Source organism: Streptomyces sp. HUAS TT11 (genome assembly GCF_051553595.1).
In the GTDB taxonomy this organism is placed as follows: domain Bacteria; phylum Actinomycetota; class Actinomycetes; order Streptomycetales; family Streptomycetaceae; genus Streptomyces.
Map to the genome: position 1 here is coordinate 6,999,443 of NZ_CP196184.1, position 20,493 is coordinate 7,019,935.

Below are 20,493 nucleotides of genomic sequence, written 5' to 3' on the forward strand. Positions count from 1 at the left end.
ACCGGGCCCTCGGCCTACCATGACCATGTGAACATCGACGCGTGGGTGTGGTGGCTGATCGGCGCGGCGGGACTCGGTATCGGGCTCGTGATCACCGCGATGCCGGAGCTCGGCATGCTCGCGGTGGGAGCCGTCGCGGCCGCCGTGGTCGGTGGTCTCGGCGGCGACGCCGTGATGCAGGTCGTGGTCTTCGCCGTCGTCTCGGTCGCACTCATCGCCGTGGTCCGGCCCATCGCCGCGAGGCACCGCTCGCAGCGCCCCCAACTCGCCACCGGCGTCGAGGCGTTGAAGGGCAAGCAGGCCGTCGTGCTGGAACGGGTCGACGGTTCCGGCGGCAGGATCAAGCTCGCCGGCGAGGTCTGGTCCGCACGCGCCCTCAACTCCGAACTCGCCTATGAAGTAGGCCAGGAAGTGGACGTCGTGGACATCGAGGGCGCCACGGCCATCGTGTTGTGACCTCGGAGGACTCAACTGAACGGAACGGCACACGAGCCGGGCGAGGGTCTGTCAGACTCGACCAGCAAGATCTTCAACAACCATAAGATCTTCCACAGGGCGCCGAGGCGGAGAAGACGGGGCGCCGAGGCGAAGAAGGGGTACGGGGAATCACGATGGAACCGATCATCATCGTCCTGATCATTCTGGTGGTGCTGGTCTTCATCGCCCTGATCAAGACGATCCAGGTCATCCCACAGGCGAGCGCGGCCATCGTCGAACGCTTCGGTCGCTACACGCGGACGCTGAACGCCGGCCTCAACATCGTGGTCCCGTTCATCGATTCCATCCGCAACCGCATCGACCTGCGCGAGCAGGTCGTGCCGTTCCCCCCGCAGCCGGTGATCACCCAGGACAACCTGGTCGTGAACATCGACACCGTCATCTACTACCAGGTGACCGACGCCCGCGCCGCCACCTACGAGGTCGCCAGCTACATCCAGGCCATCGAGCAGCTCACCGTCACCACGCTCCGCAACATCATCGGTGGCATGGACCTGGAGCGCACCCTGACCTCCCGCGAGGAGATCAACGCGGCCCTGCGCGGCGTCCTGGACGAGGCCACGGGCAAGTGGGGCATCCGCGTCAACCGTGTCGAGCTGAAGGCCATCGAGCCCCCGACCTCCATCCAGGACTCGATGGAGAAGCAGATGCGCGCCGACCGTGACAAGCGCGCGGCGATCCTCACCGCAGAAGGTACGCGCCAGGCCGCCATCCTCACCGCCGAGGGCGAGAAGCAGTCCCAGATCCTGCGCGCCGAAGGTGAGGCCAAGGCCGCGGCTCTGCGGGCCGAGGGCGAAGCCCAGGCGATCCGTACGGTCTTCGAGTCCATCCACGCCGGCGACCCCGACCAGAAGCTGCTCTCGTACCAGTACCTCCAGATGCTCCCGAAGATCGCGGAAGGTGACGCCAACAAGCTCTGGATCGTCCCGAGCGAGATCGGCGACGCGCTGAAGGGCCTGTCCGGCGCCTTCGGCAACTTCGGCCCGATGGTCGGGGGTTCGGGCGGAACCGGTGGCTCGGGCTCCACCGGCAACAACGGCTCGGACCGCCGCGAGAGGCCGTCGATCGACTGACGCGGTGCCCACAGGGCACGCAGAAGGGCCCGCCTCCATGGAGGCGGGCCCTTCTCATCTCCGCACACACGCGCCGGACGGCCGTCGAAGGCCGCCGGACACCGCCTAGGCTGCCGGAGCCGGCTGCGCCAGCCACTCCGGCAGCGCCTTGAAGTCGTCCTGTCCCAGCGCCAGCAGCATGGCGTCCGCCGGTGTCGGCTCGAACGGCTGCCGCAGCAGGGGCATTCCGGCCTCCTCCGGCGTACGGTTCGCCTTGCGATGGTTGTCCTCGGCGCACGAGGCCACGGTGTTGAGCCAGCTGTCCGCACCACCCTGCGACCGCGGCAGCACATGGTCCACGGTCGTCGCCCTCCGGCCGCAGTACGCGCACCGGTGCCGGTCCCGCACCAGGACACCCCGCCTCGACCACGGAGCTTGTCTTCGGAACGGCACCCTTACGTATCTGCAGAGCCTGATGACCCGGGGCGCAGGTATGTCCACGTCGGCCCCGCGCATGCGGAGTTCGGGGTGGGCCTGTTCGACGACGGCCTTGTCCTGCAGCACCAGAACGACGGCTCGATTCAGCGTCACCGTCGACAGCGGCTCGAAGCTCGCGTTCAGAACCAGCGTGTCACGCATCCAGCCCACCTCCCGTGTGCATCCGCCCACCCCCTGGCGGGCTTGGATCAACTCTGTACGGGCGCGCCGAGATGGACAACGCAATAAAAAATGCCCGCCTCCGATCACTTCCATGACCAGAGGCGGGCAAACGTTCAATGAACGTCAGGGTTTGATTCGTGCGTCAGCCGGCAGCCGGATTCTCGTACTCACCGATGAGGTGAGCGCGCGCCAGCGTGTGGAATCGCAGATTGAAGCCGACCACGGCGGGAGAGGCGTCCGAATCCGGACCGAGCTTCTCCTGATCGACGGCGTACACCGTGAACACATACCGGTGCGGGCCGTCCCCGGGCGGCGGCGCGGCACCGCCGAAGTCCTTCGTCCCGTAGTCGTTGCGTGCGTGGACGGCCCCCTCGGGCAGTCCCTCGAACTTCCCGCCGCCGGCCGCCGTGGGCAGCTCGGTCACCGAGGCGGGGATGTCGAACAGCACCCAGTGCCAGAACCCGCTCCCCGTCGGGGCGTCCGGGTCGTAGCAGGTCACGGCGAAGCTCTTGGTCTCCGGCGGGAAACCCTCCCAGCGCAGTTGCGGCGAGGTGTTCCCGGCCGCCTGGACCTGAGCGTCGTTGAGTCTCGCACCGGGCTCGACGTCCTCGCTCGTCACCGTGAACGACGGCACGGGCGGATGGAAGTCATGCGGCAGCGGCCGCCTCTTGGGCTCGGTCACCTCGGCACCTCCAAGTCAGTGGATCAACCGATTCCAATGCAGAGCCTAGAACCAGCTGCGCTTGCTTCCGACCTCGGACAGCCACTGGTGGAGGTAGGCGGTCCAGTCCGTCGCGTGGAAGTCGTGCAGACCGACCTGGAAGGAGCGGAAGGAGTCGCTGCCCTCACTGAAGAGGCCCGGCTTCTTGTCCATCTCCATGATGACGTCCATCGCGTGCTCGTCCGCGACGAAGCTCAGCTCCACCTGGTTGAGACCGCGGTACTGCGACGGCGGGAAGAACTCGATCTCCTGGTAGAACGGCAGGCGCTGACGCGTACCGCGGATGTGACCGCGCTCCATGTCGGCGTTCTTGAAGCGGAAGCCCAGCTGGATGAAGGCGTCCAGGATGGCCTTCTGCGCCGGCAGGGGGTGCACGTTGATCGGGTCCAGGTCTCCGGAGTCCAGGGCCCGGGCGATCTCCAGCTCGGTCGTCACACCGATGTGCATGCCCCGCAGCGCCTGACCGTCGATCATGGTGATCGGCGTCTCCCACGGGATCTCGAGCCCGAACGGTACGGCGTGCACGGCCCCCGCCTGGAGCTCGAAGGCGCCGCCGAGCCGCACCTTGGTGAACTCGATGTCCTGCTTGTACTCCGTGTCGTCGTGTCCCTCGACCTCGACCCGGGCCTGCAGACCGACGTTCAGGCCCTCGATCGCCTGATTCACGGTCCCGCCCTGGATCCGCACCTCGCCCTGGACGACGCCGCCCGGTACGACGTTGGTCTCCGTGAGCACCGTCTCGACCGAAGCCCCGCCGGCTCCCATGCTTGCGAGCAGCCGCTTGAACCCCATGAATCTTCCCTCCCAGGCAACGCCTGTCTCCGTCGCCCCGTCCCGGTCGCGTGGTCCCCGAGGGGCCGCACGTCCTCCCGTCCGGGGATCCTTGATCTCTAGATACGCGATCCGGCCCGGAGCCGGTTCCGTGTCCTCACCCTTCCAAGGGGGAGGACTCTTGACCAGCCCGTGACACACACACGTCTGGACTACCCTCGTACGGCGTGATCGCGACCCCAGACCGTACGCCCCTGACCAGAGAGTTCTTCGACCGGCCCGTGCTGGAGGTCGCCCCAGACCTTCTGGGGCGCCTCATCGTCCGCAGCACCCCGGACGGACCGATCGAACTGCGCCTGACGGAGGTGGAGGCCTACGACGGCCCGAACGACCCCGGCTCCCACGCATATCGGGGGCGTACCGCCCGCAACGAAGTGATGTTCGGTCCGCCCGGACACGTGTATGTCTACTTCACCTACGGCATGTGGTTCTGCATGAACCTGGTGTGCGGTCCGCCGGGCCGGGCGAGCGGTGTTCTGCTGCGGGCCGGTGAGATCACCGACGGAGCGGAGCTCGCCCGCACCCGTCGACTCTCGGCCCGCAACGACAAGGAACTGGCCAAAGGCCCGGCACGTCTGGCAACGGCTCTCGGTGTGGACCGGAGCCTGGACGGCACGGACGCGTGCACCGGGGGAGAGACACCGTTGCGTGCCCTCACCGGCACTCCGGTGCCCTCCGACCAGGTACGCAGCGGTCCGCGCACCGGTGTCGCCGGCGACGGTGGCGTCCACCCCTGGCGCTTCTGGATCGCCAACGACCCGACGGTGAGCCCCTATCGGGCGCACACACCGCGGCGCCGGCGAAGTTGACGCGTTCCTGGGGGATGCGTAGTGTAGCCCGAGCCGCTTGAACCGGGTACGGCGTCAGCCAGCAGCCGGAAGCGGCCACCCCACTACTCATGTGATTCCCTGCAAAGGGCGATTTCGGCATGCCTGCATGCCCGAATTCGAACGCGCGAAGCTCGATTATGAGTCGCAGCGGGAATCGGCTAACGTAGTGAATGTCGAAAGGCGCAAGGCGGAAAGCCGGAGCCCAAGGCGAATCCCGCCGGCCGGGAATCGGATCGCGAAATGGTCTGATAGAGTCGGAAACACGAAGGGAAGCGCCCGGAGGAAAGCCCGAGAGGGTGAGTACGAAGGAAGCGTCCGTTCCTTGAGAACTCAACAGCGTGCCAAAAGTCAACGCCAGATATGTTGATACCCCGTCTCCAGCATGCGCTGGGGCGAGGTTCCTTTGAAATAACACAGCGAGGATGCTGTGGACCGGGGGGATTATTCCTCTTCCCGGTTCCGCTCTCGTGGTGTTCGACCGGATGTCCGGTAAACATTCACGGAGAGTTTGATCCTGGCTCAGGACGAACGCTGGCGGCGTGCTTAACACATGCAAGTCGAACGATGAAGCCCTTCGGGGTGGATTAGTGGCGAACGGGTGAGTAACACGTGGGCAATCTGCCCTGCACTCTGGGACAAGCCCTGGAAACGGGGTCTAATACCGGATACGAGCCTCCTGGGCATCTGGGAGGTTGGAAAGCTCCGGCGGTGCAGGATGAGCCCGCGGCCTATCAGCTTGTTGGTGAGGTAACGGCTCACCAAGGCGACGACGGGTAGCCGGCCTGAGAGGGCGACCGGCCACACTGGGACTGAGACACGGCCCAGACTCCTACGGGAGGCAGCAGTGGGGAATATTGCACAATGGGCGCAAGCCTGATGCAGCGACGCCGCGTGAGGGATGACGGCCTTCGGGTTGTAAACCTCTTTCAGCAGGGAAGAAGCGAGAGTGACGGTACCTGCAGAAGAAGCGCCGGCTAACTACGTGCCAGCAGCCGCGGTAATACGTAGGGCGCAAGCGTTGTCCGGAATTATTGGGCGTAAAGAGCTCGTAGGCGGCTTGTCGCGTCGATTGTGAAAGCCCGGGGCTTAACTCCGGGTCTGCAGTCGATACGGGCAGGCTAGAGTGTGGTAGGGGAGATCGGAATTCCTGGTGTAGCGGTGAAATGCGCAGATATCAGGAGGAACACCGGTGGCGAAGGCGGATCTCTGGGCCATTACTGACGCTGAGGAGCGAAAGCGTGGGGAGCGAACAGGATTAGATACCCTGGTAGTCCACGCCGTAAACGGTGGGCACTAGGTGTTGGCGACATTCCACGTCGTCGGTGCCGCAGCTAACGCATTAAGTGCCCCGCCTGGGGAGTACGGCCGCAAGGCTAAAACTCAAAGGAATTGACGGGGGCCCGCACAAGCGGCGGAGCATGTGGCTTAATTCGACGCAACGCGAAGAACCTTACCAAGGCTTGACATACACCGGAAACATCCAGAGATGGGTGCCCCCTTGTGGTCGGTGTACAGGTGGTGCATGGCTGTCGTCAGCTCGTGTCGTGAGATGTTGGGTTAAGTCCCGCAACGAGCGCAACCCTTGTCCCGTGTTGCCAGCAGGCCCTTGTGGTGCTGGGGACTCACGGGAGACCGCCGGGGTCAACTCGGAGGAAGGTGGGGACGACGTCAAGTCATCATGCCCCTTATGTCTTGGGCTGCACACGTGCTACAATGGCCGGTACAATGAGCTGCGATACCGTGAGGTGGAGCGAATCTCAAAAAGCCGGTCTCAGTTCGGATTGGGGTCTGCAACTCGACCCCATGAAGTCGGAGTCGCTAGTAATCGCAGATCAGCATTGCTGCGGTGAATACGTTCCCGGGCCTTGTACACACCGCCCGTCACGTCACGAAAGTCGGTAACACCCGAAGCCGGTGGCCCAACCCCTCGGGGAGGGAGCTGTCGAAGGTGGGACTGGCGATTGGGACGAAGTCGTAACAAGGTAGCCGTACCGGAAGGTGCGGCTGGATCACCTCCTTTCTAAGGAGCACTTCTCACCGACTTCGGTTGGTCAGAGGCCAGTACATCGGCGAACGTTCGATGCTGGTTGCTCATGGGTGGAACGTTGACTATTCGGTCTGGGTCTCGGGTCGGAGGCTGCTAGTACTGCTCTGTGGAGCGTGGAACGCATGATCTTCGGACGGGTTCGGGTCGGGCACGCTGTTGGGTGTCTGAGGGTGCGAGCGTTGCTCGTCCTTCGGCGCCGACCCCAGTGAACTCGGATTTTGGTCCGGGGTGATGGGTGGTTGGTCGTTGTTTGAGAACTGCACAGTGGACGCGAGCATCTGTGGCCAAGTTTTTAAGGGCGCACGGTGGATGCCTTGGCACCAGGAACCGATGAAGGACGTGGGAGGCCGCGATAGTCCCCGGGGAGTCGTCAACCAGGCTTTGATCCGGGGGTTTCCGAATGGGGAAACCCGGCAGTCGTCATGGGCTGTCACCCGCTGCTGAACTCATAGGCAGTGTGGAGGGAACGAGGGGAAGTGAAACATCTCAGTACCCTCAGGAAGAGAAAACAACCGTGATTCCGGGAGTAGTGGCGAGCGAAACCGGATGAGGCCAAACCGTATACGTGTGAGACCCGGCAGGGGTTGCGTGTGCGGGGTTGTGGGTTCTTTCTTCTGCGGTCTGCCGGCCGTGGGGCGAGTCAGAAACCGTTGATGTAGACGAAGGACATGCGAAAGGTCCGGCGTAGAGGGTAAGACCCCCGTAGTCGAAACGTCAGCGGCTCGTTTGGAAGATACCCAAGTAGCACGGGGCCCGAGAAATCCCGTGTGAATCTGGCGGGACCACCCGCTAAGCCTAAATATTCCCTGGTGACCGATAGCGGATAGTACCGTGAGGGAATGGTGAAAAGTACCCCGGGAGGGGAGTGAAATAGTACCTGAAACCGTGTGCCTACAAGCCGTGGGAGCACTTTGGTGTGACTGCGTGCCTTTTGAAGAATGAGCCTGCGAGTTTGCGGTGTGTTGCGAGGTTAACCCGTGTGGGGTAGCCGTAGCGAAAGCGAGTCCGAATAGGGCGTATGAGTAGCACGCTCAAGACCCGAAGCGGAGTGATCTAGCCATGGGCAGGTTGAAGCGGAGGTAAGACTTCGTGGAGGACCGAACCCACCAGGGTTGAAAACCTGGGGGATGACCTGTGGTTAGGGGTGAAAGGCCAATCAAACTCCGTGATAGCTGGTTCTCCCCGAAATGCATTTAGGTGCAGCGTCGTGTGTTTCTTGCCGGAGGTAGAGCACTGGATAGGCGATGGGCCCTACCGGGTTACTGACCTTAGCCAAACTCCGAATGCCGGTAAGTGAGAGCGCGGCAGTGAGACTGTGGGGGATAAGCTCCATGGTCGAGAGGGAAACAGCCCAGAGCATCGACTAAGGCCCCTAAGCGTACGCTAAGTGGGAAAGGATGTGGAGTCGCACAGACAACCAGGAGGTTGGCTTAGAAGCAGCCACCCTTGAAAGAGTGCGTAATAGCTCACTGGTCTAGTGATTCCGCGCCGACAATGTAGCGGGGCTCAAGCGTACCGCCGAAGTCGTGTCATTGCAGCATATAGCCCTAACGGGTGTTGTGATGGGTAGGGGAGCGTCGTCTGCCGGGTGAAGCAGCACCGGAAGGTAGTTGTGGACGGTTGACGAGTGAGAATGCAGGCATGAGTAGCGATTCACACGTGGGAAACGTGTGCGCCGATTGACTAAGGGTTCCTGGGTCAAGCTGATCTGCCCAGGGTAAGTCGGGACCTAAGGCGAGGCCGACAGGCGTAGTCGATGGATAACCGGTTGATATTCCGGTACCCGCTGTGAAGCGTCAAACATCGAGCCCATTAATGCTAAGGCCGTGAAGCCGCCCCGGAGCCTTCGGGCAAAGGGGAGTGGTGGAGCCGCCGGCCCAAGGTGGTAGTAGGTGAGTGATGGGGTGACGCAGGAAGGTAGTCCATCCCGGGCGGTGGTTGTCCCGGGGTAAGGGTGTAGGCCGTGCGATAGGTAAATCCGTCGTATGTGTGGCTGAGACCTGATGCCGAGCCGATTGTGGTGAAGTGGATGATCCTATGCTGTCGAGAAAAGCCTCTAGCGAGTTTCATGGCGGCCCGTACCCTAAACCGACTCAGGTGGTCTGGTAGAGAATACCGAGGCGTTCGGGTGAACTATGGTTAAGGAACTCGGCAAAATGCCCCCGTAACTTCGGGAGAAGGGGGGCCACGCTTGGTGAGAGCACTTGCTGCTCGAGCTGGGGGTGGCCGCAGAGACCAGCGAGAAGCGACTGTTTACTAAAAACACAGGTCCGTGCGAAGCCGTAAGGCGATGTATACGGACTGACGCCTGCCCGGTGCTGGAACGTTAAGGGGACCGGTTAGCTCACTTTCGGGTGGGCGAAGCTGAGAACTTAAGCGCCAGTAAACGGCGGTGGTAACTATAACCATCCTAAGGTAGCGAAATTCCTTGTCGGGTAAGTTCCGACCTGCACGAATGGCGTAACGACTTCTCGACTGTCTCAACCATAGGCCCGGTGAAATTGCACTACGAGTAAAGATGCTCGTTTCGCGCAGCAGGACGGAAAGACCCCGGGACCTTTACTACAGTTTGATATTGGTGTTCGGTTCGGCTTGTGTAGGATAGCTGGGAGACTTTGAAGCTTGGACGCCAGTTCAGGTGGAGTCGTCGTTGAAATACCAGTCTGGTCGTGCTGGATGTCTAACCCGGGTCCGTGATCCGGATCGGGGACAGTGTCTGATGGGTAGTTTAACTGGGGCGGTTGCCTCCTAAAGGGTAACGGAGGCGCCCAAAGGTTCCCTCAGCCTGGTTGGCAATCAGGTGTTGAGTGTAAGTGCACAAGGGAGCTTGACTGTGAGACCGACGGGTCGAGCAGGGACGAAAGTCGGGACTAGTGATCCGGCGGTGGCTTGTGGAAGCGCCGTCGCTCAACGGATAAAAGGTACCCCGGGGATAACAGGCTGATCTTCCCCAAGAGTCCATATCGACGGGATGGTTTGGCACCTCGATGTCGGCTCGTCGCATCCTGGGGCTGGAGTCGGTCCCAAGGGTTGGGCTGTTCGCCCATTAAAGCGGTACGCGAGCTGGGTTTAGAACGTCGTGAGACAGTTCGGTCCCTATCCGCTGTGCGCGTAGGAGTCTTGAGAAGGGCTGTCCCTAGTACGAGAGGACCGGGACGGACGAACCTCTGGTGTGCCAGTTGTTCTGCCAAGGGCATGGCTGGTTGGCTACGTTCGGGAGGGATAACCGCTGAAAGCATCTAAGCGGGAAGCCTGCTTCGAGATGAGGACTCCCACCCACTTGATGGGGTAAGGCTCCCAGTAGACGACTGGGTTGATAGGCCGGATCTGGAAGCACGGTAACGTGTGGAGGTGACCGGTACTAATAGGCCGAGGGCTTGTCCATAGAGGCTCGCGTCCACTGTGTTGGTTCTGAGACAACGATCCGTTGTCGGTTCAGAGCAGAACATCAACTAAAAAGTGTGCTTGTTCGCTCGAAACCATTAGGGTTTCGGTGGCCACAGCGTGAGGGAAACGCCCGGTTACATTTCGAACCCGGAAGCTAAGCCTTTCAGCGCCGATGGTACTGCAGGGGGGACCCTGTGGGAGAGTAGGACGCCGCCGAACAATCTTTGGAGGACCTCTGGTCCCAGCGACTTGCTGGGACCAGAGGTCCTTTTCGTTTTTCCGGAGCGCGCCGGGTACCCGGCTGCGCGAGAATGACTTGCGGTACCGAAGACAGGAGTCACCATGTCCACCAACTCTCCCGACGAGCGTCCTGAGCGCGACCAGCGCCGCCGGGACAGTGGTGAGCGCGGCGGCTATCGCGGAGGGGTGCGCCGCGACGATCGCGGTGGCTACGGCCGTCGTGACGATCGCCGTGGCGACGACCGCGGTGGATATGGACGGCGCGACGACGACCGTGCCGGCCAAGGCCGGCGGGACGACCGACGTGACGATCGCCGCGAAGGCGGTCGTGATGACCGCCGCGACGACCGTCGGGACGCCGAGCGCGGCGATCGCGGCGGGTTCCGCCGTGATGACCGCGGTGGTCACGGTGACCGTGGTGACCGTGGTGGACGTCCGCCCTTCCGGCGTGACGACCGGCCCGGTGCGCCGCGCCGCGACGATCGGGACCGGGGCTTCCGCCGCGACGGTGACCGTCCCGCCCCTCGCCGCGACGACCGCCCCGCCCCTCGCCGTGACGACGATCGTGGTGGGTACGGGCGGCGTGACGACCGTCGCGGAGACGATCGCGGTGGCTTCCGCGGACGCGACGAGCGGCGTGGCGACGACCGGGGTGGTTTTGGCCGCCGTGACGACGACCGCGGTGGCTACGGTCGCCGTGACGACAGTCGCGGTGATGACCGTGGTGGCTTCCGCGGACGTGACGACCGTCGTGACGACCGCGGTGGCTACGGCCGCCGTGACGACAGCCGCGGAGACCGGCGTGACGACCGTGACCGCGGCTTCCGCCGTGACGATCAGCGGGGCGGTTACGGTCGGCGCGACGACGACCGCGGTGGCTACGGTCGCCGCGATGAGCGTCGTGATGACCGCCGAGGCGACGACCGGGGTGGCTACGGTCGCCGTGACGACAGTCGCGGTGATGACCGTGGTGGCTTCCGCGGACGTGACGACCGTCGTGACGACCGCGGTGGCTACGGCCGCCGTGACGACAGCCGCGGAGACCGGCGTGACGACCGCGGTGGCTACGGCGACCGTCCTGCCTACCGGCGTGACGACGACCGCGGCGGCCAGGGACGCCGCGACGACCAGCGCGGTGACCGCGGTGGCTTCCGCGGACGCGACGAGCGCGGTACGCGCGGTCCCCGTCGCGACGAGCGCGGCGGTCGCCCCGGCGGCTTCCGCGGGCGTGACGACCGGAGCGGCGGTGGCCGGTTCCGTGACGAGCGGGACCGTGACCGCGAGCCCATCAAGCGGCTGCCGATTCCCGAGGATGTCTCCGGCGAGGAGCTCGACAGGGACGTGCGGCAGGAGCTGCAGAGCCTTCCCAAGACGCTCGCGGAGGACGTCGCCAAGAACCTGGTGATGATCGCCCGGCTCATCGACGAGGACCCCGAAGGCGCGTACGGGTACTCCAAGGTGGCGTTGCGCCTTGCGTCCCGTGTCGCCGCCGTGCGCGAGGCGGCCGGCTTCGCCGCGTACGCCAACCAGAAGTACGGCGAGGCCCTGGCCGAGTTCCGGGCCGCTCGCCGCATGACGGGCGACATCGAGCTGTGGCCCGTGATGGCCGACTGCGAGCGCGGTCTCGGCCGGCCCGAGAAGGCGCTCGACATGGCGGGTGCGCCCGAGGTGCACAAGCTCGACAAGGCGGGTCAGGTCGAGATGCGGCTGGTCGCGGCCGGTGCACGCCGCGACATGGGGCAGCTGGACGCCGCCATCGTCACGTTGCAGAGCCCGGAGCTGGCCTCCAACTCCGTGCAGCCGTGGACCGCACGGCTGCGGTACGCGTACGCCGACGCGCTCCTGGCCGCAGGACGGGAGCGTGAGGCGCGCGAGTGGTTCGCCAAGGCCGTCGAGGCCGACAGGGACGGCAGCACGGACGCCTCCGACCGACTCGCCGAGCTGGACGGAGTGGAGTTCGTCGACGCCCTCGACGACGACGCGGTCGACGACGAGGGCGTGCGGTCCTCCTCGGACGAGCCCGTTCCGGGTGAGCGGGACGGCGACCACGAGGACGACGAGAGCTGACCTGACTCCAGGTCGTGGCGTGTGACGGGGCGGGATCCGGGCAAGGATCCCGCCCCGTCGGCGGTCAGAGCGCGTCGGGCGGCGTCAGCGCCCGGAGCACCAGCCCCGACGCGGGCTTGGGACCGAACGACGTCGACTTGCGCGGCATCGTCACACCCTGGCGGGCCAGCTCGCGTACGACCTCCTCGCGGACGGGGTGCAGCAGCACGGCCGTACCGCCGTCGCGCTCGGCCTTCTCGACCGTGGCGGCGGTGTCGTGGATGTAGGCGATGTGCTCCGGCGAGTCGTCGGGAATGCGCCAGACATGCTCGAGCAGCGCGTTGTGCAGGACGGTCGCGTCGAGGGTGCGCCACGCCTCCGGCCGGTCCACCGGGACCGTGCGGGCCAGGAGGTCGGGAGACGGCTTGTCGACCAGGTGGAAGGCGCCGTCGCCCGCCAGCAGGAACGCGTTGCCGGCACCGGACGCCTCGGCCAGCGTCTCCAGTGCCTCGTTCAGCGAGGTGTGCAGTTCGCGCACCCGGAACAGCCCGGTGAGGGCCGACAGCGCCTCGGCGACCGGAAGACGGTGCAGCAGGCGGTGGATCGCCCGGACCCGCAGCGGATAGCGGGCCGTGTCGACCAGGAGGACGAGGCCGTAGTCCCAGGGACTGGGCGAGGCGTGCTCCGCGCGTAGACGCAGATACGTCGCCCAGCGGTGGTGGCCGTCGGCGATCAGGGCCTGGTGCCGTGCCAGGTCCGTCCGGATCCGGTCGAGCTCGACGGGATCCGTGACCGCCCAGAGGCGATGGCTGAAACCGTCCTCGGTGGTGGTGCACAGCAGCGGTGGACGTTCGGCGGTGCGTTCGATTGTGGCCGCCGCGCCCGCCTCGTCCCCGTCGCCGCGGTAAGTGAGCAACAGAGGCTCCAGGTTGGCCGAGGTCGCGCGCATCAGGTCCGCGCGGTCGGCGACGACATGCGGCATCACGTCCTCGTGCGGGAGGACCACACCGTCCGACGGCTGCGACACGCGCAGCGCGCCGATGACGCCGCGCTGCAGCAGGCCGGCACCACGCTGTTCGTAGACGTAGAGCCCGGGCTGGTCGTCCGTCGTCAGGATGCCCTCCGTGACCCAGCGGCGCAGGGTGTTCGCGGCCTGCTTGTTGCGTGCCGTGGGGGTCGACGCCTGGGGCAGGATCAGCCGGACGATGTTGTGCGGATCTGCCGATTCGAGGTGGAGCACTCCGTCCGGGCGCACGACGACGTCGTACGGCGGAGAGGTGACCGCGGCGAGGCTGCCGACGCGGTCGGGGTCATAGCGCAGGCCACGGAACGGGGTCAGTTCAAGGCCCATGTGCGCCGGTACGTGCCCGGGACCTGCAGTGTTCATTGATGCATCGTAGTTGTGTCGGCGCGATGCGCGATGATTCGGGTGAAGCAAACGAACGAGGAGCGATGCCTAATGAGCCAGACCGTCAGGACGCGGCCCGAGGGCAGTGCGCGCCCCCTGAACGCGGCGTACGACACGGCGTTGCTCGACCTGGACGGGGTGGTGTACGCGGGCGGGAACGCGATCGCGCACGCCGTGGCGTCGCTCGACATCGCCCGTGCGGGCGGAATGCATTTGGCGTACGTCACGAACAACGCGCTGCGCACACCGGACGCGGTGGCCGGCCACCTCACGGAGCTGGGGATACCGACCGAGGCCCCGGACGTCATCACGTCCGCGCAGGCGGTGGCCCGGCTGATCGGTGAGCAACTGCCGGCGGGTTCGCGGGTCCTGGTCGTCGGCGGTGAGGGCCTGCGCGTCGCCCTGCGGGAGCGGGGGCTGGAGCCCGTCGAGTCGGCCGACGACGACCCCGCGGCCGTGGTGCAGGGGTACGGCGGGCCGGACCTGCCCTGGGGGCGGTTCGCGGAGGCCTGCTACGCCATCGCGCGCGGGCTGCCGTGGTTCGCGTCCAACACCGATCTGACCATCCCGAGCGCGCGCGGGATCGCGCCGGGCAACGGAGCGGCCGTGGAGGTCGTACGGATCGCCACCGGTGCCGAGCCGCAGGTGGCGGGCAAGCCGCTGCCGCCGATGCACCGGGAGACGATCCTGCGGACCGGTGCGGAGCGAGCGCTGGTGGTCGGGGACCGGCTGGACACGGACATCGAGGGCGCGTTCAACGGAGGGGTCGATTCGCTGCTCGTGCTGACGGGTGTGACGGACGGCGCGCAGTTGCTCGCCGCGCCGCCGCAGCACCGGCCGACGTATGTGGACGCGGACCTGCGCGGGCTGCTGACCGGGCAGCCGGAGGTTCTCGCGGTGGACGGCGGGTTCCGCTGCGGGGGCTGGACGGCGACGGGCGAGTCCTCCGCCGCGGGGGAGGCGCCGGGGAGTCTTCGGCTGGAGGGCGAGGGGGAGGCCCTGGACGGGCTGCGGGCGCTGTGCGCGGCGGCGTGGACGGCGGCGGGCGAGGGTGTGTGCCGGCTGGACGGCGGGAAGGCGCTGGCCCGGCTGGGGTTGTGAGGGGGCGGGCGGCCGCCCGTCGAGGAGATGGCGAGGGTAGGCTAACCTAACCACGTGTTGGTCGACAGTCCCCCCGAACCGCGCGCGGAGACCGCCCCCGCGCCCCCGAACCGCCGGACGATACGGGCCCTCGGGCTTCTCGTCTCCGTCGTGGTCCTGGCGCTCGTCGCGCTGGCGAGCATCGCGATCGGTGCGAAAGGGCTGTCACCGGCCCAGGTCTGGCACGGTCTGTTCCACGCTTCGGGCACGTATGCGGACGCAGTGGTGGGCGACCGGCTCTCGCGCACGGTCCTCGGACTGCTCGCGGGGGCGGCGCTCGGTCTGTCCGGTGCCCTGCTCCAGGCGCTCACCCGCAATCCGCTCGCCGACCCCGGTCTTCTCGGTATCAACGCGGGCGCCTCCGCCGCCGTCGTCACCGCCATCACCTACTTCGGTGTCACCAGCCTCAGCGGGTACGTGTGGTTCGCCTTCCTCGGTGCGGCCGCCGTCGGTGCCCTGGTGTGGTTCCTCGGCGGCAGCCGCGGTGCCACACCGGTACGGCTGGCGCTCGCCGGCACCGCGATCAGCGCCGCGCTCTACGGCTATCTCCAGGCCGTGATGATCATGGACGACGCGGCGCTCGGCAAGATGCGTTTCTGGACCGTCGGTTCCCTGGCCTCGGCGACGGACGCGACCATCGTCCAGGTCCTGCCGTTCCTCGCGGCCGGGACGGTCCTCGCGCTGGCCCTTGCGCGCCCGCTGAACGCCCTGGCGATGGGCGACGACACCGCCCGCGCACTCGGCGCCCACCTCAACCGCACCCGCGCCCTGTCCATGGCCGCCGCCACCGTGCTGTGCGGTGCCGCGACGGCCGCCTGCGGGCCCATCGTGTTCGTCGGCCTGATGGTCCCGCACGTCGTACGGTCCTTCACCGGCCCCGACCTGCGCTGGATCCTGCCGTACGCGACCGTCCTGTCGCCCGTGCTGCTGCTCGGCGCCGACGTGGTCGGCCGCATCGTCGCCCGGCCCGCGGAGCTCCAGGTCGGAATCGTGACCGCGGTCCTCGGCGGCCCGGTCTTCATCTTCCTCGTACGACGGCGGAGGACGGCGCAGCTGTGAAGAACATCCGTAGCCTGCGCACACCGGGCGGGCTCTCGCTGCGCCTGGACGTGCGCGCGTGCACCGTCGTCGTCCTGCTCCTGGCTGCCGCGCTCGTCGCGAGTGTCGTACTGATCGGCACCGGCGACTTCCCGATCCCGGCCGGGGACGTCCTGAGGACGCTGGCCGGCGACGGCAAACCGGGCCAGGAGTTCATCGTCACCGAACTGCGCCTGCCGCGTGTGCTCGTGGGCCTGCTGGTCGGGGCCTCGCTCGGCCTCGGCGGGGCGCTGTTCCAGTCCGTCTCCCGCAACCCCCTGGGCAGTCCGGACGTGCTCGGCCTCGGGCAGGGTTCGACGGCCGGGGCGCTCGTGATGATCGTGCTGTTCTCCGGAAGCGCCGCTCAGGTCGCCGCCGGGGCCCTGGTGGGCGGCCTGGTGACCGGACTCGCCATCTATCTGCTGGCCTGGAAGCGGGGTGTGCACGGCTACCGGCTCGTCCTGGTCGGCATCGGCGTGTCCGCGATCGTCACGGCGGTCGACGGCTATCTGCTCACCAAGGCCGACATCGTCGACGCGGCCCGCGCGGTCGTCTGGATGACCGGCTCCCTCAACGGCCGCGACTGGGACCAGGTGTGGCCGCTGCTCGTACTGGTCTGCGTCCTCGTACCGCTCGTGCTCGGCAACGCGCGGGGGCTGCGGATGATGGAGATGGGCGACGACGTCTCGTACGCCCTCGGGCTGCGTGTCGAGCGGGTACGGCTGCTGCTCATGGTGTCCGCCGTGCTGCTCACCGCAGGCGCGACCGCCGCCGCGGGTCCGGTCGGCTTCGTGGCCCTGACCGCGCCCCAGCTCGCCCGCCGGCTGACCCGTTCACCCGGCCCGAACCTGGTGCCCTCCATGGTCATGGGGGCCGCGCTGCTGATCATCGCCGATTGGGCCTCCCAGCGGGTCTTCGGTGCGGACCAACTGCCCGTCGGCGTCGTCACGGGTGTCCTCGGAGGCGTCTATCTGCTGGGCCTGCTGGTCACCGAACGCCGGGCGGGCCGCATATGAGCGCCGCGCGCGGACCGGGAACGAACGACAAGAGGAGCACTGTGAACCGCCTGGCCGCCCACGACGTCACCCTCGCCTACGACCAGCGTGTGATCGCCGAACAGTTGTCCGTGGAGATCCCCGACAACTCCTTCACCGTGATCGTCGGCCCGAACGCCTGCGGCAAGTCCACGCTGCTGCGCGCCCTGTCCCGGATGCTCAAGCCGTCCCGGGGCCGGGTGCTGCTCGACGGCCAGGTGATCCAGTCGATGCCGGCGAAGCAGGTGGCACGGACCCTCGGCCTGCTGCCGCAGTCCTCGATCGCACCCGACGGGATCACCGTCGGGGATCTCGTGGGCCGTGGCCGCTATCCGCACCAGGGGGTCCTGCGCCAGTGGTCGGACGACGACGAGCGGGTGGTGCGGGAGTCGATGGCGCGCACGGGCGTCGCCGAACTCGCCGACCGCTACGTCGACGAGCTCTCCGGTGGGCAGCGGCAGCGCGTGTGGATCGCCATGGCGCTCGCCCAGCAGACCCCGCTGCTGCTGCTCGACGAGCCGACCACCTACCTGGACATCCAGCACCAGATCGATGTGCTCGACCTGTGCGCGGAACTGCACGAGGAACAGGGACGGACGCTGGTCGCGGTGCTGCACGACCTGAACCACGCCGCCCGCTACGCCACCCACCTCATCGCCCTGCGCGAGGGGAAGGTGATCGCCGAGGGCGCCCCGAAGGACATCGTCACGGCCGGACTGGTCGAGGAGGTGTTCGGGCTGCGCTGCCAGGTCATCGACGACCCGGAGACGGGGACGCCACTGGTGGTGCCGGCGGCACGTGGGACACGCACCCGTGCGGTCGCGGCGGAGACCTCCTGACGCCGGGAGGGCGCCGCCTGCTGCCCCGTGGGGCCTACAGAAGCTTTCTGAGCCGGAACACATCGAGCAGGGACGCCTCCAGCCTTACCCGGCCCGAGCCCCAGGCCTTCGCGAAGTTCAGCTGGCCGTCGACCATCGCCACCAGGTCGTCCCCGGTCATCGCCAGCCGGATCTGGGCCCTGTCCGGGGGTGGTCCCGGCACCGTGTCGAGCACCTCGATCCGGCCGTCCCTGAGGCGGCCGACGAAGGTGAGGTCCAGATCGGTGACATGGCAGCTGAGCGAGCGGTCCAGAGCCGCCGCCGCGTGCACGTCGCCTTCGGCGCCCGCCAGATTGTCCGAGAGCTTGTCGAGTGCGCTGCGGCACTCCTCAATCGTCGCCATCGTCAGCGACGGTACCCCAGGGGTTCGGGGTAGCGTCGGGGCATGAGCGACACTGTGCCCGTGGTCGGGGTCCCGGCGGAATCCGCGGTGACGGAACTGGATCTTCCGGGCGAATCCGTCAATGGGCCCGAGGGTGACCCGGCCGCGCCCGCCCCGCTGAACGTGCCCAGGACCCCCACGGGCAACGCCGACGTCGACGACCGGCTGGAGCGGCTGTCCGACGCCGACCACCTCGCCACGGACGGCCACGTGGAGGTGTACGAGGATGTACACCGGGGGTTGCGGGACGCGCTCACCGCGCTCGACACCCGGCCGGGGCCTCCGGCCCCCGTCCATCGACCGGCTCCCACCGGTCGATGAGACCCTACGGGGCACACCTTCCGATCCGATGCAGGGGAACAGGAGCTGACCGAACGTGGCAGGAGTCGCACGCCGTCGTCTGGACGCGGAGCTGGTCCGCCGGAAACTCGCGCGCTCGCGCGAGCACGCCGGCCAGCTGATCGCCGCGGGCCGGGTCACCGTCGGCAAGACCGTCGCCACCAAGGCCGCCACCCAGGTGGAGACCGCCGCGGCCATCGTCGTCGCGCAGGACGGCAGCGACCCCGACTACGTGTCGAGGGGCGGCCACAAGCTGGCGGGCGCCCTGACGGCGTTCGTGCCGCAGGGCCTCGCGGTCGAGGGCCGGCGTGCGCTGGACGCCGGCGCGTCCACCGGCGGCTTCACCGACGTCCTGCTGCGGGCGGGTGCCGCCCACGTCGTCGCCGTCGACGTCGGATACGGACAGCTCGCCTGGACTCTCCGAAGTGATGAACGCGTCACCGTCAAGGACCGTACGAACGTACGCGAGTTGACGCTCGAAGCGATCGATGGGGAGCCTGTGGATCTTGTTGTGGGGGATCTTTCCTTCATCCCGCTCGGACTGGTGCTGCCCGCCCTGGTGCGGTGCGCGAAGCCGGACGCCGACCTGGTGATGATGGTCAAGCCCCAGTTCGAAGTGGGGAAGGAAAGGCTGGGCAGCGGCGGGGTCGTCCGCAGCCCGCAACTGCGCGCCGAGGCCGTGTGCGGGGTGGCCGGACGAGCCGCGGAACTGGGGCTCGGCGTGCAGGGCGTGACGGCCAGCCCGTTGCCCGGACCGTCGGGCAACGTCGAGTACTTTCTGTGGCTGCGTGCCGGAGCACCCGCACTGGACCCGGCCGACGTTGACCGTGCAGTGGCGGAGGGGCCGCGGTGACCGACAACCGAGCTCGTACTGTTTTCCTGCTCGCCCACACCGGGCGGCCCGCGGCGATCCGCAGCGCGGAACTCGTCGTCAAGGGGCTGCTGCGCTGCGGGATCGGGGTGCGTGTTCTGCAGACGGAGGCCGAGGACCTGCCCCTTCCGGACGAGGTGGAACTCGTCAAGGAGGCCACCCCGCAGTGTCTGGACGGGTGTGAGCTGCTCATCGTGCTCGGCGGCGACGGCACACTGCTGCGCGGCGCCGAGTTCGCCCGTGCATCCGGCGTGCCGATGCTCGGCGTCAACCTCGGCCGTGTCGGCTTCCTCGCCGAGGCCGAACGCGACGACCTCGACCGCGTCGTGGACCGGGTCGTGATGAAGGCCTACGAGGTCGAGGAACGCATGACCGTCGACGTCGTCGTGCACAAGAACGGCGACATCGTCCACACCGACTGGGCGCTGAACGAGGCCGCCGTGCAGAAGGTCTCGGCCGAGAAGCTCCTCGAGGTCGTCCTGGAGATCGACGGCCGGCCGGTGACCGGGTTCGGCTGCGACGGCATCGTGTGCGCCACCCCCACCGGTTCGACCGCGTACGCGTTCTCCGCCGGCGGTCCTGTGGTGTGGCCGGAGGTGGAGGCGCTGCTCATGGTGCCCATCAGCGCGCACGCGCTGTTCGCCAAACCGCTGGTGACCTCGCCGAACTCCGTGCTCGCCGTGGAGGTGCAGCCGGACACCCCGCACGGTGTGCTGTGGTGCGACGGGCGGCGGATGGTGGAGCTGCCCCAGGGGGCGCGGGTGGAGGTGCGGCGAGGGGCCGTGCCGGTGCGTCTGGCCCGACTGCACCATGCGTCGTTCACCGACCGGCTGGTGGCCAAGTTCGCGCTCCCGGTCTCGGGGTGGCGGGGCCGGCCGCACTGATCGTCCGCCCGGCCGGTTCCCGGGCGCGGGCCGTCCGCCGTCGCCTCCGTCCGCGCGGCGGAGGCACCCGACGTTTCGACACCGCGGGCCCTCCCGGGCGCGGTGTACCTCGCGGGAGTGACATGGGCCGCTCGCACATCCCCCGCCCGACCTCGTAAGGTCTTCTCC

At 67.2% G+C, this 20,493-nt stretch carries 17 protein-coding genes and 3 rRNA genes; 15 read left to right on the plus strand and 5 right to left on the minus strand.

Annotation, left to right across the window (positions count from 1 at the left end):
• Positions 1-27: 27 nt before the first annotated feature.
• The gene (locus ACSHXN_RS31285; protein ID WP_345547495.1) at positions 28-456 is read left to right on the plus strand and encodes an NfeD family protein; all 429 of its coding nucleotides are present in this window, start codon (positions 28-30) and stop codon (positions 454-456) included.
• A 155-nt stretch (positions 457-611) separates the two neighbouring features.
• On the plus strand, positions 612-1,571 hold the full coding sequence (locus ACSHXN_RS31290; RefSeq protein ID WP_355130590.1) for an SPFH domain-containing protein: 960 nt from the start codon (positions 612-614) through the stop codon (positions 1,569-1,571).
• A gap of 105 nt (positions 1,572-1,676) precedes the next feature.
• On the opposite strand, the gene ACSHXN_RS31295 is transcribed toward ACSHXN_RS31290, so the two are convergent.
• From ACSHXN_RS31295 to ACSHXN_RS31305, 3 genes are all read right to left on the minus strand, one after another.
• On the minus strand, positions 1,677-2,189 hold the full coding sequence (locus ACSHXN_RS31295; protein WP_355130588.1) for an HNH endonuclease: 513 nt from the start codon (positions 2,187-2,189) through the stop codon (positions 1,677-1,679).
• Between the two features lie 163 nt (positions 2,190-2,352).
• Complete coding sequence (locus ACSHXN_RS31300) at positions 2,353-2,892, minus strand: YbhB/YbcL family Raf kinase inhibitor-like protein (protein ID WP_355130586.1); 540 nt, start codon at positions 2,890-2,892, stop codon at positions 2,353-2,355.
• Between the two features lie 45 nt (positions 2,893-2,937).
• A complete protein-coding gene (locus tag ACSHXN_RS31305) occupies positions 2,938-3,723 on the minus strand; it encodes a sporulation protein (protein ID WP_355130584.1) in 786 nt (261 codons plus the stop codon).
• Positions 3,724-3,929: 206 nt separating this feature from the next.
• Here ACSHXN_RS31305 and ACSHXN_RS31310 point away from each other — a divergent pair, with 206 nt between their 5' ends.
• The 6 genes from ACSHXN_RS31310 (at position 3,930) to ACSHXN_RS31335 (ending at position 12,333) form a co-directional block, all read left to right on the plus strand.
• Complete coding sequence (locus ACSHXN_RS31310; RefSeq protein WP_355130582.1) at positions 3,930-4,571, plus strand: DNA-3-methyladenine glycosylase; 642 nt, start codon at positions 3,930-3,932, stop codon at positions 4,569-4,571.
• A gap of 517 nt (positions 4,572-5,088) precedes the next feature.
• Positions 5,089-6,612 (plus strand): 16S ribosomal RNA (locus ACSHXN_RS31315).
• A 309-nt stretch (positions 6,613-6,921) separates the two neighbouring features.
• Positions 6,922-10,024, plus strand: a 23S ribosomal RNA gene (locus tag ACSHXN_RS31320).
• Between the two features lie 104 nt (positions 10,025-10,128).
• Positions 10,129-10,245 (plus strand): 5S ribosomal RNA (gene rrf / locus ACSHXN_RS31325).
• The 16S, 23S and 5S rRNA genes sit together here, the layout of an rRNA operon.
• Positions 10,246-10,426: 181 nt before the next feature.
• Complete coding sequence (locus ACSHXN_RS31330) at positions 10,427-11,671, plus strand: hypothetical protein (RefSeq protein WP_438306554.1); 1,245 nt, start codon at positions 10,427-10,429, stop codon at positions 11,669-11,671.
• Complete coding sequence (locus tag ACSHXN_RS31335; RefSeq protein ID WP_355132624.1) at positions 11,563-12,333, plus strand: hypothetical protein; 771 nt, start codon at positions 11,563-11,565, stop codon at positions 12,331-12,333. The genes ACSHXN_RS31330 and ACSHXN_RS31335 overlap by 109 nt, the downstream gene beginning before the upstream one ends.
• Before the next feature lie 64 nt (positions 12,334-12,397).
• Here ACSHXN_RS31335 and ACSHXN_RS31340 read toward each other — a convergent pair whose 3' ends face one another.
• Positions 12,398-13,699: a DUF1015 domain-containing protein gene (locus tag ACSHXN_RS31340; protein WP_438304514.1), complete on the minus strand. Its 1,302-nt coding sequence runs from the start codon at positions 13,697-13,699 to the stop codon at positions 12,398-12,400.
• A gap of 72 nt (positions 13,700-13,771) precedes the next feature.
• Between ACSHXN_RS31340 and ACSHXN_RS31345 the strand changes: the two genes are divergently transcribed.
• The 4 genes from ACSHXN_RS31345 to ACSHXN_RS31360 are packed head-to-tail and all read left to right on the plus strand — an operon-like array spanning position 13,772 to position 17,810.
• Positions 13,772-14,821 (plus strand): HAD hydrolase-like protein, encoded by a 1,050-nt coding sequence (locus ACSHXN_RS31345; protein WP_355132462.1) that lies wholly within the window; start codon positions 13,772-13,774, stop codon positions 14,819-14,821.
• A gap of 54 nt (positions 14,822-14,875) precedes the next feature.
• Positions 14,876-15,919, plus strand: coding sequence for a FecCD family ABC transporter permease (locus ACSHXN_RS31350; protein ID WP_356114931.1), 1,044 nt, complete (start codon positions 14,876-14,878; stop codon positions 15,917-15,919).
• The gene (locus ACSHXN_RS31355; RefSeq protein WP_438304516.1) at positions 15,916-16,953 is read left to right on the plus strand and encodes a FecCD family ABC transporter permease; all 1,038 of its coding nucleotides are present in this window, start codon (positions 15,916-15,918) and stop codon (positions 16,951-16,953) included. Before ACSHXN_RS31350 ends, ACSHXN_RS31355 begins: the two co-directional genes overlap by 4 nt.
• Positions 16,950-17,810, plus strand: coding sequence for an ABC transporter ATP-binding protein (locus tag ACSHXN_RS31360; RefSeq protein WP_383356483.1), 861 nt, complete (start codon positions 16,950-16,952; stop codon positions 17,808-17,810). Before ACSHXN_RS31355 ends, ACSHXN_RS31360 begins: the two co-directional genes overlap by 4 nt.
• Positions 17,811-17,844: 34 nt before the next feature.
• Here the strand turns inward: ACSHXN_RS31360 and ACSHXN_RS31365 are convergent, their stop codons facing one another.
• On the minus strand, positions 17,845-18,192 hold the full coding sequence (locus ACSHXN_RS31365; RefSeq protein ID WP_355132466.1) for an SCP2 sterol-binding domain-containing protein: 348 nt from the start codon (positions 18,190-18,192) through the stop codon (positions 17,845-17,847).
• Positions 18,193-18,234: 42 nt separating this feature from the next.
• Between ACSHXN_RS31365 and ACSHXN_RS31370 the strand changes: the two genes are divergently transcribed.
• Genes ACSHXN_RS31370 through ACSHXN_RS31380 form a run of 3 tightly spaced genes read left to right on the plus strand, consistent with a single transcriptional unit; the run spans position 18,235 to position 20,325 of the window.
• On the plus strand, positions 18,235-18,552 hold the full coding sequence (locus tag ACSHXN_RS31370; RefSeq protein WP_383356486.1) for a hypothetical protein: 318 nt from the start codon (positions 18,235-18,237) through the stop codon (positions 18,550-18,552).
• A gap of 55 nt (positions 18,553-18,607) precedes the next feature.
• Entirely contained in the window at positions 18,608-19,423 is an 816-nt protein-coding gene (locus ACSHXN_RS31375) for a TlyA family RNA methyltransferase (RefSeq protein WP_355132468.1), read from the plus strand.
• A complete protein-coding gene (locus ACSHXN_RS31380; RefSeq protein WP_059125829.1) occupies positions 19,420-20,325 on the plus strand; it encodes an NAD kinase in 906 nt (301 codons plus the stop codon). Before ACSHXN_RS31375 ends, ACSHXN_RS31380 begins: the two co-directional genes overlap by 4 nt.
• The last annotated feature ends 168 nt before the right edge of the window (positions 20,326-20,493 follow it).